Here is a 15,481-nt window from a genome sequence, read left to right as displayed (position 1 = left end):
TCAGCGTCCCCGGCCGGTCCGGGTCAGGCCGGGCCGGTCGGCGCGGCGGCGGGTGTCGGGCACCAGGGCGGCCCGCTGGGCACGGTAGAGGGACTCGAACGCGTCGAGGGTGGCCGGCAGCGTGTGCTCGGCGACGATCCGCAGGCCGGCCTCGCCCATCCGGGCCGCACCGTCGGCGTCGGCGAGCACCTGCACCACGCGGGCGGCCAGCGCGTCGACGTCGCCGTGCGGGTAGCGGAAGCCGTTCTCGCCGTGCCGCACGAGGTGCGGCAGCGCGCCCGCGTCGACGGCGACGACCGGCCGGGCGGTGGCCATGGCCTCCAGCGTGACCAGGCTCTGCAGCTCGGCGGTGCCCGCGTTGACGAACACGTCGATCGCGGCGTAGACGTCGGCGAGCTCGTCGTCGGGCAGCCGGCCGGTGAAGGTCACCGCCCGTTCGAGGCCCTCCGCGCGGACCGTGGCCAGCAGCCGGCCCTGCTCGTTGCCGTCGCCGACGACCAGCAGCCGGGCGTCCGGGATGCTGCGCCGCACGACCGAGAGCGCCCGGATGATCTCGTCGACGTGCTTCTCGTGGTCGAGCCGGCCCACGACGCCGACCAGCGGGCCGTCCGGGATGCCGTGCCGGGCCCGGAACGCCGGCCCGCGCTCCCCGTCGTCCGGCCGGAACCGGGACGTGTCGAGCCCGTTCGAGACCGGCAACACCGGGCCGGGCACCCCGTGGGTCTCGGCGAGCATCGCCGCGTGCGGGGTCGGGGCGGTGACGACGCCGGCCCGGTCCAGCACCCGCGCCGCGTCCCACCAGAACAGCCGCTTGAGCCCGCCCGCCGGCAGGTGCAGGAAGCTGATCGCGGGCAGGATGTTGTCCGGGACCATGTGCGTGGTCGCGATCGCCGGGATGCCGAGCTCCCGGGCCGCCGACAGCAGCATCCGGCCGAGGATCATGTGGCTCTGCACGTGCACGACGTCCGGGCGGACCCGCCGCAGCAGCGCACGGCAGGTGCGGTGCAGGCCCGGCGGGGGACAGATCCGGAACCCGGTGGGCCGCGGCACCGGCATCGAGCGGACCCGGTGCTCGGTGATCGGCCCGACCCGCTCGGCGGGCCGGCTGCGGAACCCGGTCGCCGGTGCGACGACGTGCACGTCGTGCCCGCGGTCGGCCAGCCCGGCGGCCAGCCGGCGGGCGGCGTAGCAGGCGCCGTTGACGTTCGGGGTCCAGGTGTCGGCGCCTATCAGGACGCGCACACGTTCTCCTTCCGCGGGGCCGCGACGCGCACCCACAGTGCGCGCCCGGCCATGAGGACGAGGCCGGCTCCGGCACCGACCGCCACGATGATCCACGGCCGGTCGGCGAGCTCCGACGCGAACCGGCCCCCGACGCCCCAGCCGACGGCGACCAGCACGGCCGTCCGGACGGCGGCGACCGGAGCGGCCCATGCCAGGAAACGGTGGTAGGGCACCCCGGCCAGGCCGATGGCGAGGAACGCGGGGATGGCACCCACGTCGACCAGCTTCGCCCCGGTCACCACGTTCCCGAGCTTGTCCTGCACGGTGTCGCACAGCGCGTCCCGGCGCCGGTCGGTGAGGCCGAGCCGCACCAGCAGCGGTGCCACCCGGGGCCGCCGCCCGCCGCGGCCCAGCAGGTAGAAGACGGTGTCGGAGACGACGTCGGCGGCGAGGACGACCAGCCAGACCACCCACCAGTCGAGCAGCCCGGCCCCGGCCAGCGACCCGGCGACGACGGTGACGACGGGGCCCTCGAGGAGCACGCCGACGGCGAGCGCGACCAGCACGATCCCGACGGTGCCGGGGCTCGGCCGGAGCACCAGTCCGAGCACCTCCTCCACCGCCGGGGACGCGACGTTCACGGCCGGTGCCATGAGTGCGCCCGGAGCTGTCGTGTCATGGTCAAATCCTCCTTCTCGGAGGATTCCACGATCCCGCGGCCGGTCGCCCGGTGGGTCGGGCGTTGCCCGGGAGTCGGTATCGCGAAGGTCCGGTGGCTTCCGGGTTACGCGAGCGGCGCGGACGTGCTACGGGCGATGGCCGTCAGCGGGATCGGCAGCCAGGTCGGGCGGCTGCGGGTCTCGTAGAGCACCTGGTAGACGGCCTTGTCCAGCTCGTAGGCGCGCAGCAGCGCCGCCTGCGCGCGCGGGTCGGAGCCGGTGCGCGCGGCGTAGCCGTCGCAGAAGGCGTCCCGGTTGCGGGCCGACCAGGCGTGCGCCGCACGCGCCTGCGGAGTGTCCGAACCGAGACCTTCCCCGGGCGTGTCGGTGCCGGGGCGGGTCAGCAGGTGGTGGAACGCCGCGTAGTCGAACGAGAACAGCATCCCGACGACGTCCCGCACCGCCGCGTCCGGCGCCCGGCGCTCGGCCGGGGTGGCAGCCGGCTCGCCCTCGAAGTCGATGATCAGCCAGCGGCCGTCGGGGCGGCGCAGGGTCTGGCCGAGGTGCAGGTCGCCGTGCACCCGCTGCACGACGACCGGGGATCCGAGCGCGGCGACCTCGTCGTAGACGGCGCGGATCGCGGGGACGTGCGGGGCGAGCACCGGCACCTGCCCGGCGACGGTCTCGCACCGCCGGGTCCAGTACGCGGCCATCGCGGCCGGGTCGGCCTCGGCGGTGCCGAGCTCGTCGCGCAGCGCGACGTGCACCTCGGCGAGCGCCTCGCCGAGCGCCCGCGCCTCGGCGGTGAAGGGGGCACCGTCCCGGACCGCGGCGGTGGCCAGCTCCCAGCCGTCCTCCGAGCCGACCGCGAACTCCTGCAGCAGCCCGTAGGTGGCGGGCTCGCCGCCGAGCGAGCCCTCGATGCCGCCCTGCAGCGCGGCGACGGAGGTGGAGCCGGCCGCGCGCAGGGCGCGGTGCAGCTCCAGGTCCGGGTTCAGGCCGGGGGACAGCCGCCGGTAGATCTTGAGGATCGAGCTCTCGCCCCAGCGGACCGAGGTGTTGGACTGCTCGGCGTCGACGACCCGGCCGGTCTCGGTGAGCGGGAGCTCCGCACCCGGCTCCGGGACGAAGGCCAGGCCGTCCACCGTGGTCCCGTCCGCGATCGCGCGCAGGATCCAGCCGGTGACGGCCGGGTCGTGCAGCCCGTCGTAGAGGACGTGGCCGCCCTGCTCGCCGACCGGGGCGGCCCCGAGCGGGGCGGACTCGGCGCGGGCCAGGTGCAGCTGGTAGTGGCGGTCCGGGCCGTCGGCGAAGGACACGGCGAGCACGAGGACGTCCAGCCCGGCCAGGCCGGGGGGCGGCGGCAGCGCGACCCGGGACGCGACCCGGACGTCCTGCAGCGGCCGTCCCTTCTCGGCGAACCAGCGCCGCGCTGGGAGCCAGCTCCGGAGCAGCTCGGGCAGCGCCGAGAGGTGGTCGGAAGCTCCGATCGGCCGCACGCGTCGTCCCCCTTTCGCCGGCCGGTGCACCCGGCCGTGGTCAGCGCGGCACCGTCGCGGCGTGCCGCGACGCTCCGCCCCGGGAACCCTATCCGGACCTGCCGATCCGGGCCTGGTGCGCGCCCCGGCCACTGGTACGGTCCGTGGCGGTGAGCCACCGGGTTGGTCACGGGCGGTCACCACGTTCTGCCCGGGCATCCCCGTGCCCGGAAACCCATACTGATCCCGGTGCCCGTGCTCCGCGACGGGTGCCGCACGTCCGGCGTGCGGCACCGCGGTCGGGTCGCACCGCGGGCACGGCGAGGCCCCGACAGCGATCCGGAGGACCGGCGGCGTGACCGAGCGAGAGCCGATGGCCCAGATCCCCGAGCCCGACCGGCAGGCGGCCGATCCGGTGGCGGAGCCTGCGGAACCGGAGCACGCGCACGAACCGCTGGAGGTCAACTTCGCGGAGTACTTCCACGAGGCGCGGCCGCGCACCCTGCGGCACCGGACCCGGGTCCGGTCCACGGTGCGGCGCCGCTCGGTGGCCCAGGACGGCCCCGCGACCGGCGAGAACCCGGTGTACGTGTCGTGGCTGCTGGCCCAGTCGATGCTCGGGCACGCCGACGAGCTCGCCCGCCAGTTCTCCGGCATGGGCTCGATGTGGCAGAACCCGTTCGCCAGCCCCGGCCCGCGGCACGCCGTGGAGACCGCGTCGGTGTGGTTCACCGCCTACCCGATCTCGCTGATCACCGCCGACGGCGTGTCGTTCCTCGGCGCGCTGGGCGACACCGAGCTCTGGCAGGCGTTCGAGACGATCGGCATCGAGGCCGTCCACACCGGGCCGGTGAAGAAGGCGGGCGGGCTGACCGGCTGGCAGCCGACCCCGAGCGTCGACGGGCACTTCGACCGGATCTCCAACGAGATCGATCCCGAGTTCGGCACCGAGGACGAGTTCCGTGCCATGTGCGCCACCGCCACCTGGTACGGCGGCACGATCATCGACGACATCGTGCCCGGGCACACCGGCAAGGGCCCCGACTTCCGGCTCGCCGAGCTCGGCTACGGCGACTACCCGGGCATCTACCACATGGTCGAGATCGAGCCCGCCGACTGGGGGATGCTTCCGGAGGTCCCGGCCGGGCGGGACTCGGTGAACCTCGACGTCGCCACCGAGGAGTCGCTGGAGAAGGCCGGCTACATCGTCGGCGCGCTGCAGCGGGTGATCTTCTACCGGGAGGGCGTGAAGGAGACCAACTGGTCGGCCACCGGCGAGGTGACCGGGGCCGACGGCGTCACCCGGCGCTGGGTCTACCTGCACTACTTCAAGGACGGCCAGCCCTCGGTGAACTGGCTGGACCCGACGTTCGCCGGGATGCGGATGGTCATCGGCGACGCCCTGCACTCGCTGGCCGACCTCGGCTCCGGGGCGCTGCGGCTGGACGCGAACGGCTTCCTCGGCGTCGAGAAGTCCGCAGGCGGGATGCCGGGCTGGTCGGAGGGGCACCCGCTCTCGGAGGCCGCGAACCACCTGATCGCCTCGATGGTGCGCAAGGTCGGCGGGTTCACCTTCCAGGAGCTGAACCTGACCGTCGACGACATCAAGGTCACCTCCGAGGCCGGCGCGGACCTGTCCTACGACTTCGTCAACCGCCCCGCCTACCACCACGCGCTGGCGACCGCGGACACCGAGTTCCTGCGGCTCACCCTGCGCACCGCGCTGGACCTGGGGGTCGACCCAGCGTCGCTGGTGCACGCGTTGCAGAACCACGACGAGCTCACCTACGAGCTCGTGCACTGGACCGCCGGGCACACCGACGACGTCTTCCACTTCCGTGGCGAGGAGATCACCGGCGGCGACCTGGCGGACACGATCCGGCGCGACCTGTGCGAGCACCTGACCGGGCCGGACGCGCCCTACAACCTGATCTTCACGACGAACGGGATCGCTTGCACCACGGCGACCGTGATCGCCGCGGCGCTGGGGATCCCGGCGCTCGACGACATCGGCCCCGAGGACGTCGAGCGGATCCGCCGGGTGCACCTGCTGCTGGTCATGTTCAACGCGTTCCAGCCCGGGGTGTTCGCGCTGTCCGGCTGGGACCTGCTCGGGATGCTGACGCTGCCCCCGCAGCAGGTCTCCGACTTGCTCGCCTCCGGGGACACCCGGTGGATCTCCCGGCCGGCGCACGACCTGATGGGGCACCGGCCGGACGCGCAGACGTCGTCGTCCGGGATGCCGCGCGGGCGCAGCCTCTACGGGACCCTGCCCTCCCAGCTCGCCGACGAGACCAGCTTCGCCCGGCAGATGCAGGCGATCCTGAAGGTGCGCAAGCACTGCGGCGTGGCGACGGCCCGGCAGGTCGACATCCCCGACGTCGCACACCGCGGCCTGCTGGTCATGGTGCACGTCCTCGACGACGGCCGGACCCAGGCCACCGTGCTCAACTTCTCCGACGAGCACGTCGACGCCGCCGTGCGTTCCGACCACTTCACGCCGGGCTCCCCGGTCGTGGACCTGTTCTCCTCCGAGACGGTCGGGACGGTCGACGACCTGCAGGGCTTCCGCCTCGACATGACCCCGTTCCGCTCGGCGGCGGTGGTGCTGGAGCCGCCGCCGGAGGAGGACGACCGGGACTCGTAGCACATCCGGTAGTACCGTTCGGGCATGGCCGAGGTGCCGTTCGCGAGCTGAACCAGGACACCCCGCGGGTGTGCTGGCCAGGGTCGAGCGCGGCGAGGAGATCGACGTGACCGAGCGGGGCGGCTCGTGCCGGTGCCGGCACACCCGCTCGCCGACCTCGTCTCCGAGGGGGTGGTGACCCTGCCGACCCGGCGCGGCCTCTCGCCCCGACCGGGCGGACCGGCCGCATCCGACTCGACCGCCGTGCTCCGGGAGATGGGGGACGACGAGCGCTACTGATGATCTACCTCGACACCGCGGCGCTGGTCGCGAGCCGACGGTGCTGGTGACCTATGACCGGCGATTGACCGACACGGCCCGGACCGCGTGGGTCACCGTCGAGGGTCCGGGTGCCGAGGACGGGCCCGTCGACCGCTGATCAGCACGAACTCGCCCGCAGCGGGGCGGGAACGTGCGTGTCGGCTGATCGCGGACTGTCGATCTGCGCTCATTCGCCCCGGCGACGGCGGAAACGTGCTGGTCGGCCGCTCCGGCGGAGTCGATCTGCGCGAACTTGCCCCGTCGAGGGCGGAATCGTGCGTGTCGGCCGAGCGGGCGGGCTGTCGATCTGCGCGAACTCGCCCCGATCGGGGGCGACAACGCGCATGTCGGTCGTGCCCGGGAAACGCGAACGCCGCCCCCGGGCGCGCCGGTCAGACCAGCGGGACCTGCGCCGGCAGCCGCAGCACGTGCGCCACGCTGTCCTGCGGGATCAGCCGGACGAAGTTGTACTCGCCCCACCGGAACGTCTGGCCGGAGATCTCGTCGTGCACGTCGACGACGTCGGTGTAGCGCAGCCCGAGCGCCGGCATGTCCAGCTTGACCGTGCCCTGCTGCGTCTCGTACGAGTCCAGCGTGCACACCACGAGCACCTGGTCGCCGGTCGCCGGGTCGAGCCGGGAGTAGGCGATCAGCCGGTCGTTGTCGACCTCGTGGAAGTGGATCTCGCGGAGCTGCTGCAGCGCCGGGTGCGCGCGCCGGATCTCGTTGAGCAGGGTGAGGTAGGGCTCCAGCGACCGGCCCTGGTTGAGCGCCGACTCGAAGTCGCGCGGGCGCAGCTCGTACTTCTCCGAGTCGAGGTACTCCTCGCTGCCGGGCTTCACCGGGGTGCCCTCGAACAGCTCGAACCCGGAGTAGACCCCCCACGTCGGCGACATCGTCGCGGCCAGCGTCGCGCGGATCGCGAACATCGCCGGCCCACCGGTCTGCAGCGACTCGTGCAGGATGTCCGGGGTGTTGGTGAACAGGTTCGGCCGGCACTCGTCGGCGTGCTCGGCGTGCATCGTGGCGAAGTCGATCAGCTCGTCCTTCTCGGTCCGCCACGTGAAGTAGGTGTAGGACTGGGTGAAGCCCAGCCGTGCGAGCCCGAACAGCCGGGCCGGGCGGGTGAACGCCTCGGCCAGGAAGAGCACCTCGGGGTGCCGGTGCTTGACCTCCCAGATCAGCCAGTGCCAGAAGTTCGGCGGCTTGGTGTGCGGGTTGTCGACCCGGAAGATCGTGACGCCGTGCTCGACCCAGAGCAGGACCACGCGCAGGCACTCGGCGTAGAGGCCCTCCGGGTCGCGGTCGAAGTTCAGCGGGTAGATGTCCTGGTAGCGCTTCGGCGGGTTCTCGGCGTAGGCGATCGTCCCGTCCGGGCGGACGGTGAACCACTCCGGGTGCGCGGCGACCCACGGGTGGTCCGGCGCGCACTGCAGGGCGAGGTCCAGCGCGACCTCCAGGCCGAGCTCCCCGGCCCGGGCCACGAACGCGTCGAAGTCGTCGAAGTCGCCGAGCTCGGGATCGATGGCGTCGTGCCCGCCCGCGGCGGAGCCGATCGCCCACGGCGAGCCGACGTCACCCGGCTCGGCGTGCACGGAGTTGTTGCGGCCCTTGCGGTGCACCGTGCCGACCGGGTGGATCGGCGGCAGGTAGGCGACGTCGAAGCCCATCCGCGCGACCCGGTCCAGCTCCTTGGACGCCGTCGCGAACGTGCCGTGCACCGGCCGCCCGGTCTCGTCGCGCCCGCCGGTCGAGCGCGGGAAGAACTCGTACCAGGAGCCGTACAGGGCGCGCCTGCGGTCGACGTGGATCTCCCGCTCCGGCCCGTGCGTGATCAGCTCCCGGACCGGGCGCTCGGTCATGATCTTCACGACGGCGTCGAACAGGGCCGGGGCGACCCGCGCGCGCAGGGGAAGGGCGGTGTCCCGCAGGGTGTTCGCCGCACCGAGGAGCAGGTCCCGGCTGTCCTTCTCGGACGGTCGCCGCCCGACCCGGGACAGCAGCCGGGCGCCGAGCTCGAGGTCGTTGGCCAGCTCGTCGGCGGACTGCCCGGCGGCGAGCTTCTTCTCGACGCCCGAGCGCCAGGTCGCCCACGGGTCGCTCCAGGCGTCGACCCGGAACGTCCAGCGGCCCTCGGCGTCGGGGCACACCCACGCGACGAACCGGTCGGTGCCGATCCCGTCGGGCTGCATCCGCACGTAGCGCGGGGTGCCGGGCTCGCCGTTCGCGCCGAGCGGGGTGAACACCACGTTCGCGGCGACCGCGTCGTGGCCCTCGCGCCACACGGTCGCCCGGATCGGGACCACCTCGCCGACGACCGCCTTCGCCGGGTCGCCCGTCTGCACGAACGGGGTCACGTCGTCGATCCCGAGCCGCCCCGTCATCGGACGTCACCCCCGGTTCCTGATTCGAGCGGATGTGTACGCCGGGACCTGTGTGGCGCACGGGACAACCGTACCCATCGGGTCCAGTGTCGTGTGCGACGGGACACGGCGCGGCACGGGCCGTTCGGCATCGGTTCAGTGATCGTTCGTGGGTGGGTCGCCGGCCGCGGTCGCGGAGCGGGGTGGGAGACGCCCGGCCGCGGTCACGACTAGTGTCCGCGCCGTGAGAGCCCTCCGCCGATTCACCGTCCGTGCCCAGCTCCCCGGGCCGCTCGCGCCGCTGCAGACGCTGGCGACGAACCTGCGGTGGACGTGGCACGCGCCCACCCGGGACCTGTTCGCCTCGCTCGACCCGGACGCCTGGGACGCCTGCGGCCACGACCCGGTCCGGTTGCTCGGCGAGATCCCGAGCAACCGGCTCGCCGAGCTCGCCGAGGACGAGACCGTCGCGGCCCGGGTCGCCGAGGAGGCGGCCGGCCTGGAGCGCTACCTGGACGAGCCGCGCTGGTACCAGGACGAGCATGACCCGCGGCTGCCCGCGGCCGTCGCCTACTTCTCGATGGAGTTCGGCGTCTCCGAGGTGCTGCCCAACTACTCCGGCGGGCTCGGCGTGCTGGCCGGTGACCACCTCAAGGCGGCATCGGACCTGGGCGTCCCGCTGATCGGCGTCGGACTGCTGTACCGATCCGGGTACTTCCGGCAGTCGCTCTCCCTCGACGGCTGGCAGCTCGAGCACTACCCGGCGATCGACCCGCAGGGGCTGCCGCTGCAGCTGCTCGCCGAGCCCGACGGCGCCCCGGTGCTGGTGCGGGTCGCGATGCCCGGCGACCGGACGCTGGCGGCGCGGATCTGGCTGGCCCGGGTCGGGCGGGTGCCGCTGCTGCTGCTCGACACCGACATCGAGGAGAACGAACCCGACCTGCGCGGGGTCACCGACCGGCTCTACGGCGGCGACCAGAACCACCGCATCCAGCAGGAGATCCTGATCGGAGTGGGCGGGGTCCGCGCGGTCCGGGCGTTCTGCCGGACGACCGGGCACCCGGCACCCGAGGTCTTCCACACCAACGAGGGGCACGCCGGTTTCCTCGGGCTGGAGCGGATCCGGGAGCTGTGCACCGGTGCGGCCGTCACGTCGAACGGGGCGGGCCCGTCGTCGAGCTCGGCGGCGACCGCGTCCGGGACCGGGCTGGACTTCGACGAGGCGCTCGCCGCCGTCCGCGCCGGGACGGTGTTCACCACCCACACCCCGGTGCCGGCCGGCATCGACCGGTTCGGCATCGACCTGGTCCGGCACTACCTGACCGACCGGCTGCTGCCGGGGCTGCCGACCGACCGGCTGCTCGCGCTCGGCTCGGAGGACGACCCGGAGATGTTCAACATGGCACACATGGGCCTGCGCCTGGCCCAGCGCGCCAACGGCGTCTCCCGGCTGCACGGGATCGTGTCCCGCGAGATGTTCGGCGGGTTGTGGTCGGGCTTCGACCGCGACGAGGTGCCGATCGGGTCGGTCACCAACGGTGTGCACGGCCCCACCTGGGAGGCCGGTCAGGTCACCGAGGTGATCGGGGAGCCGGGCGACGAGGTCCGCGGCACCTCCGACGCCGACCTGTGGGCGCTGCGGAACACGCTGCGGTCCCGGCTGGTCGACGAGGTACGGCGCCGGGTGAAGGCGGCCTGGCTGGAACGCGGCGCGTCCGAGCCGGAGCTCGGCTGGACCGATCACGTGTTCGATCCGGACGTGCTTACGGTCGGCTTCGCCCGCCGCGTCCCCACCTACAAGCGGCTCACCCTGATGCTGCGCGACCCCGAGCGGCTGCGGGCCCTGCTGCTCGACCCGCACCAGCCGGTCCAGCTGATCGTCGCCGGGAAGTCGCACCCCGCCGACGACGGCGGCAAGGCGCTGATCCAGCAGATCGTGCGGTTCGCCGACGACGCCGGTGTCCGGCACCGCATCGTGTTCCTGCCCGACTACGACATGTCGATGGCCCGCTACCTGTACTGGGGCTGCGACGTCTGGCTGAACAACCCGCTGCGCCCGCTCGAGGCGTGCGGGACCTCGGGCATGAAGTCCGCGCTGAACGGCGGCCTGAACCTGTCCATCCGGGACGGCTGGTGGGACGAGTTCTACGACGGCGGCAACGGCTGGGCGATCCCCACCGCGGACGGCGTCGAGGACCCGGCCCGGCGCGACGACCTGGAGGCCAACGCCCTGTACGAGCTGATCGCCACCCAGGTCGGGCCGGCGTTCTACGACCGCACCGACGGCGTCCCGCTGCGCTGGGTGGAGATGGTGCGTCACACCCTCACCACCCTGCGCCCGAAGGTCCAGGCGACCCGGATGGTGGGCGAGTACGTGCAGGACTGGTACGCCCCGGCGGCCCGCGCCGCCGCCGACGCCGCGGCCGACGACTACGCCGCGGCCCGGGACCTCGCCCAGTACCGGGCCCGGCTGACCAAGGCCTGGAACCACGTGCGGATCACCGGTGTCGACGCCTCCGGGCTGCCCGACACCCCGGTCGTGGGATCGCCGATGACGGTGCGAGCCGGGGTGGAGCTGGCCGGACTGGACCCCTCGGACGTCGTGGTGGAGGCCGTCGTCGGGCGGGTGAACGACGCCGACGAGCTCGCGGACCCGGTGACCGCCGCGATGGAGCACCGCGGCAACGGCAGCTGGGAGGTCGAGGTGCCGCTGCCGCACGCCGGGCTGACCGGCTACACGGTCCGCGTGCTGCCGCACCACCCGCACCTGGCGTCGTCGGTGGAGCTGGGCCGGATCGTGGTGGCGGCGGAGCCGCCCGTGAGTGGTTAGGAGGGCCGGGGCCCTCCGAACCACTCACGGGCAGACGTCCAGCGGGGGACGCGCGTCCGGGACCTCCCCGTGCTGGGGGAAGTACCAGGTCAGCGACCGGTAGGCGGGCCGGCCGTCGCAGGTCCCGAGGTCGGAGGCGACCACGGCCGCCCGCTGCCGGGTCGCCGCCGCGAGAGCCTCGCCCGGCGCGGCGTACGCGGCGGTGCCGGTCCCGGTGGCGGTCGGCGTGCCCCAGGACTGCCAGACGACATCCTCGACGACGCCGGTGGAGCTCGCCCCGCCCAGGTCGATCACGGACGGGCGTGCAGTGCCGAGCCCGCTCGCCCGCGGCCGGGCCGCGCCGAGCACCGGCTCCGGCCCGGCTGCGGCGGTCCCGGCGGGCGTGTGGCTGCTCAGCGGTGCGGTCGGCCCGGGTGCGGTGGCCACGGAGGTCGCGGGCGTGAGTGCCGGGGCGCCCGAACACGCGGTGAGCAGCACGGCCACCGCCAGAGCACGGCCGAGGCCGGTGTGGAGGCGGGCGCAGGCGGCCCGCCCGGTGGGAACGTCCATCGCGGACTCCTCGCCTCGACGCGGCACCGGTTGCCCGTGGTGTCGTGTCCGGAGTGGCCGGTGTGACGGCGCGGCCGTCAGCCCCCGCAGCACCCTCCGCCGCAGCAGCCCCCGCCCCCGGCCGGGAGCGGCGCGGGCGCCCCGCTGCCGGCCCGTCCGCCCAGTGCGACGGTGGACAGCAGCTTGACGGTGTCGGCGTGCCCGACCGGACAGGGCGCCGGATCCGAGGCCGCCGCCATCGGGCGGTCCACCTCGAACGTCGAGCTGCACTCCCGGCAGCGGAACTCGTAGCGCGGCATGCCGGGATTATGCGCCGCCGCGAGACCCGGCAGAACCCGGGCGACCGGTCGGCGCTGAAGACCCCGGCCGCCGAGTCGGTGGTCGTCCCCCGCCGACCTGCCCGCCGACCGCGTCGCGCACGTCGTGGACGTAGTGCAGCCCGGTGCCGCCACCGGTGTCGGCCGGCTGGTTCCAGCGCGGGTCGAAGCAGGCGACGACGCCCGATCGGGGAGGCCGGGTGCCGGACGGGCTACCGGCTGCGCAGGAGGCGTACCGAGCGCGGCGGGAGCACGACCGTCGCCCCGGCGTCGACCGGCGAGGCGTCGGCGGGCTCGCCGTCGTCGGTCGTGGAGTCCAGGACCGGGTCGAAGGAGTGCCCGGCCGGGAGCACGCAATCCACCGGCTTGTCCCCGGCGTGCATCACGAGCAGCCAGTAGTCGGCGAGCAGCACGACCAGGGTCTGCCGGTCCCCGTCGTGCCAGTCGGCGGGTTCCATCGGCCGCCCGGAGGGATCCCACCAGAGGACCTCGCCGTCGACGTAGAACTGGTCGCGGTGCAGGACCGGGGACTCCCGGCGCAGCGCGGCCACCTTCGCGGTGAACGCCTCCAGCGCGGCGGTCTCGGCGCTCGCGGTCCAGTCCACCCAGGACGTCTCGTCGTCGCGGCAGTACGGGTTGTTGTTGCCGCCCTGGGTGCGCCAGCGCTCGTCCCCGCCGGTGATCATGGGGGTGCCGATCGAGAGAAGCAGGGTCGCCAGCATCGCGCGCGCGGTGGCGAGCCGGGCGGCGCGGATGCCGGCGTCGTCGGTCTCGCCCTCGGCCCCGAAGTTCTGCGAGCGGTTGTCGTCGGTGCCGTCGCGGTTGTTCTCGCCGTTGCCCTCGTTGTGCTTGCGCTCGTAGGAGACGAGGTCGCGCAGCGTGAAGCCGTCGTGCGCGGTCACGAAGTTGACCGAGGCCCACGGCCGCCGCCCGGACGCCGCGTAGATGTCGGAGCTGCCGGTGAGCCGGGACGCGAGCTCGGCGATCCCGCCGCCGTTCCCGCGCCAGAAGTCCCGGACGGCGTCGCGGTAGCGCCCGTTCCACTCCGACCAGGCCACGCCGAACCCGCCGACGCGGTAGCCCTCCCCGGTCGCGTCCCACGGCTCGGCGATCAGCTTGCAGGTCGACAGCGTCGGGTCCTGGGCGATCGCCGTGAGCAGCGCGGAGTCCGGCGAGAACACGCCCGACCGCGGGCGGCCCAGCACCGAGGCGAGGTCGACCCGGAAGCCGTCGACACCGTAGGCGTGCACCCAGTGCCGCATCGCGTCGCAGACCAGTCGGATCACCGTCGGCGAGCCGGCGTCGAGGGTGTTCCCGGTGCCGGTGATGTCGGCGTCGTGGCCCGAGCCGCCCAGCGAGTAGTACGCCGGCGCGTCCAGCCCGCGGTAGGACAGCGTCGTGCCGCCGACCCCGCCCTCGCAGGTGTGGTTCGGGACGATGTCGAGGATCACCTCGATCCCGGCCGCGTGCAGGGCGTCGACGAGGTAGCGGAACTCGGCGGCCTCGTTGCCCTCGACGGCGGCGTAGCCGGGGTGCGGGGCGAGGAACCCGAGCGTGGAGTAGCCCCAGTAGTTCACCGCGCCGCGTTCCAGCAGTGGCGGCTCGGGCGCGTTCGCCTGCACCGGCAGCAGCTCGACGGCGGTGATCCCGATCCGCTGCAGGTGCGCGATCACGGCCGGGTGCGCCAGCCCGAGGTAGGTGCCGCGGTGCGCCTCGGGGACCTCGGGGTGCAGCGCCGTCCAGCCCTTGACGTGGATCTCCGAGATCACGGTCTCGGACCAGGGCACGTCCGGGCGGGGCGGGCGGGGCGCGAGGTCCGGCGCGGTGACCACCGACAGCGGCACCGAGCCGAGCGAGTCGCGGGTGCTGGGCGGTCCGGACATCGGGTCGCCGTGCCAGCCGCGGGCCGCGACGACATCGGTCACCGCACCCGTGATCCGGGTCGCGTACGGGTCGACGAGGATCTTGTGGGGGTTGGCCCGCAGCCCGTGGAACGGCCGGTACGGCCCGTGCACGCGGTAGCCGTAGCGCTGCCCCGGCTTCACCCCGGGCACGTGCCCGTGCCAGACGCCGAACGTGTGCTCGACCAGCTCGACCCGGCGCTCGGTCAGCTCCCCGGCTCCGCCGTGCTCCGGGCCGTCGACCAGGCACACCTCGACCATCTCCGCGCTGGTCGAGGCGACCGCGAAGCGGGTCCCGTGGTCGTCGGGGTGGGCACCGAGCGGGAAGACAGGCACGATCGGCCAGGATAGGGCCGTGACTTCGCCCCGAACCTCGCCCGCGTCCGGCGTCACAACCAGCACTGCCGTCGACGACGAGGACCTCGTCGTCGGGATGGACGCCGCGACCGTCCGGCGCGGCTCCACCACGCTGCTCGACGCCGTCGACTGGCGGGTCGAGCTGGACGAGCGCTGGGTGGTGCTCGGCCCGAACGGCGCCGGCAAGACGACCCTGCTCCGCCTGGCCGCCGCCGAGCTGCACCCGACCTCCGGCGTCGTGCACGTGCTCGGCGAACGGATGGGCCGGGTCAACGTGTTCGAGCTGCGCCCGCGGATCGGCCTCACCTCGGCGCACCTCGGCATCCGGATCCCCGGTGACGAGAAGGTCGCCGACGTCGTCGTCTCGGCCGGGTACGGCGTGCTGGGCCGCTGGCGGGAGGAGTACGAGAACCAGGACACCGGCCGCGCGCACCAGCTGCTCGCCCAGCTCGGGATGGGCCCGCTGGCCGGCCGCGCCTACGGGACCCTGTCCGAGGGCGAGCGCAAGCGCACCATGATCGCCCGGGCGCTGATGACCGACCCGGAGCTGCTGCTGCTCGACGAGCCGGCCGCAGGGCTGGACCTCGGCGGGCGCGAGGACCTCGTCGCCCGGCTGTCGGACCTGGCCGAGGACCCGGACGCGCCGGCGTCGGTGCTGGTCACCCACCACGTCGAGGAGATCCCGCCGGGCTACACGCACGGGCTGCTGCTGCGCGACGGCAAGGTCGTCGCCGCCGGGCTGCTCGACGAGGTGATGACCTCCGAGCCGCTGTCGGAGACCTTCGGGCTGCCGCTGACGGTCGAGCGGCGCGACGGCGGGCGGTTCGGCGCCTACCGCAGGCGCTGACCCGTCGCC

Annotated in this window: 11 protein-coding genes; 4 read left to right on the top strand and 7 right to left on the bottom strand. The window is 73.9% G+C overall.

Going from position 1 to position 15,481, the window contains the following annotated elements; translation table 11 throughout:
* The 3 genes from H7X46_RS21175 to H7X46_RS21165 form a co-directional block, all read right to left on the bottom strand.
* Nucleotides 1–1,242: a glycosyltransferase gene (locus H7X46_RS21175; RefSeq protein ID WP_186361062.1), complete on the bottom strand. Its 1,242-nt coding sequence runs from the start codon at nt 1,240–1,242 to the stop codon at nt 1–3.
* Nucleotides 1,230–1,865, bottom strand: coding sequence for a hypothetical protein (locus tag H7X46_RS21170; protein ID WP_370588889.1), 636 nt, complete (start codon nt 1,863–1,865; stop codon nt 1,230–1,232). Before H7X46_RS21170 ends, H7X46_RS21175 begins: the two co-directional genes overlap by 13 nt.
* A 143-nt stretch (nt 1,866–2,008) precedes the next feature.
* Nucleotides 2,009–3,382, bottom strand: a complete 1,374-nt coding sequence (locus H7X46_RS21165; RefSeq protein WP_370588888.1) for an aminoglycoside phosphotransferase — start codon at nt 3,380–3,382, stop codon at nt 2,009–2,011.
* A 334-nt stretch (nt 3,383–3,716) separates the two neighbouring features.
* Between H7X46_RS21165 and treS the strand changes: the two genes are divergently transcribed.
* Together treS and H7X46_RS29980 are read left to right on the top strand one after the other, a co-directional pair.
* Nucleotides 3,717–6,008, top strand: coding sequence for a maltose alpha-D-glucosyltransferase (gene treS / locus H7X46_RS21160; protein WP_370588887.1), 2,292 nt, complete (start codon nt 3,717–3,719; stop codon nt 6,006–6,008).
* Nucleotides 6,009–6,140: 132 nt separating this feature from the next.
* The gene (locus H7X46_RS29980; RefSeq protein WP_255426184.1) at nt 6,141–6,287 is read left to right on the top strand and encodes a hypothetical protein; all 147 of its coding nucleotides are present in this window, start codon (nt 6,141–6,143) and stop codon (nt 6,285–6,287) included.
* A 413-nt stretch (nt 6,288–6,700) separates the two neighbouring features.
* Here the strand turns inward: H7X46_RS29980 and H7X46_RS21150 are convergent, their stop codons facing one another.
* On the bottom strand, nt 6,701–8,692 hold the full coding sequence (locus tag H7X46_RS21150; protein ID WP_186361059.1) for an alpha-1,4-glucan--maltose-1-phosphate maltosyltransferase: 1,992 nt from the start codon (nt 8,690–8,692) through the stop codon (nt 6,701–6,703).
* 223 nt (nt 8,693–8,915) lie between these two features.
* On the opposite strand from H7X46_RS21150, the gene glgP reads away from it, so the two are divergent.
* Entirely contained in the window at nt 8,916–11,501 is a 2,586-nt protein-coding gene (glgP, locus tag H7X46_RS21145; protein WP_186361058.1) for an alpha-glucan family phosphorylase, read from the top strand.
* Nucleotides 11,502–11,525: 24 nt separating this feature from the next.
* Here glgP and H7X46_RS21140 read toward each other — a convergent pair whose 3' ends face one another.
* From H7X46_RS21140 to glgX, 3 genes are all read right to left on the bottom strand, one after another.
* Nucleotides 11,526–12,050, bottom strand: a complete 525-nt coding sequence (locus H7X46_RS21140; protein ID WP_186361057.1) for a hypothetical protein — start codon at nt 12,048–12,050, stop codon at nt 11,526–11,528.
* Between the two features lie 77 nt (nt 12,051–12,127).
* Nucleotides 12,128–12,349 carry a zinc ribbon domain-containing protein gene (locus H7X46_RS21135; RefSeq protein WP_186361056.1) on the bottom strand — a complete coding sequence of 74 codons (222 nt, stop codon included), beginning with the start codon at nt 12,347–12,349 and terminating at the stop codon, nt 12,128–12,130.
* A 230-nt stretch (nt 12,350–12,579) separates the two neighbouring features.
* Nucleotides 12,580–14,604, bottom strand: a complete 2,025-nt coding sequence (gene glgX, locus H7X46_RS21130; protein WP_186361055.1) for a glycogen debranching protein GlgX — start codon at nt 14,602–14,604, stop codon at nt 12,580–12,582.
* A gap of 97 nt (nt 14,605–14,701) precedes the next feature.
* On the opposite strand from glgX, the gene H7X46_RS21125 reads away from it, so the two are divergent.
* A complete protein-coding gene (locus H7X46_RS21125; protein ID WP_186362806.1) occupies nt 14,702–15,472 on the top strand; it encodes an ABC transporter ATP-binding protein in 771 nt (256 codons plus the stop codon).
* The last annotated feature ends 9 nt before the right edge of the window (nt 15,473–15,481 follow it).

Source organism: Pseudonocardia sp. C8, from assembly GCF_014267175.1.
GTDB lineage: Bacteria > Actinomycetota > Actinomycetes > Mycobacteriales > Pseudonocardiaceae > Pseudonocardia.
Note: the sequence above shows the minus strand (reverse complement) of the source record. Positions and strands in the feature narration are given on the sequence as shown.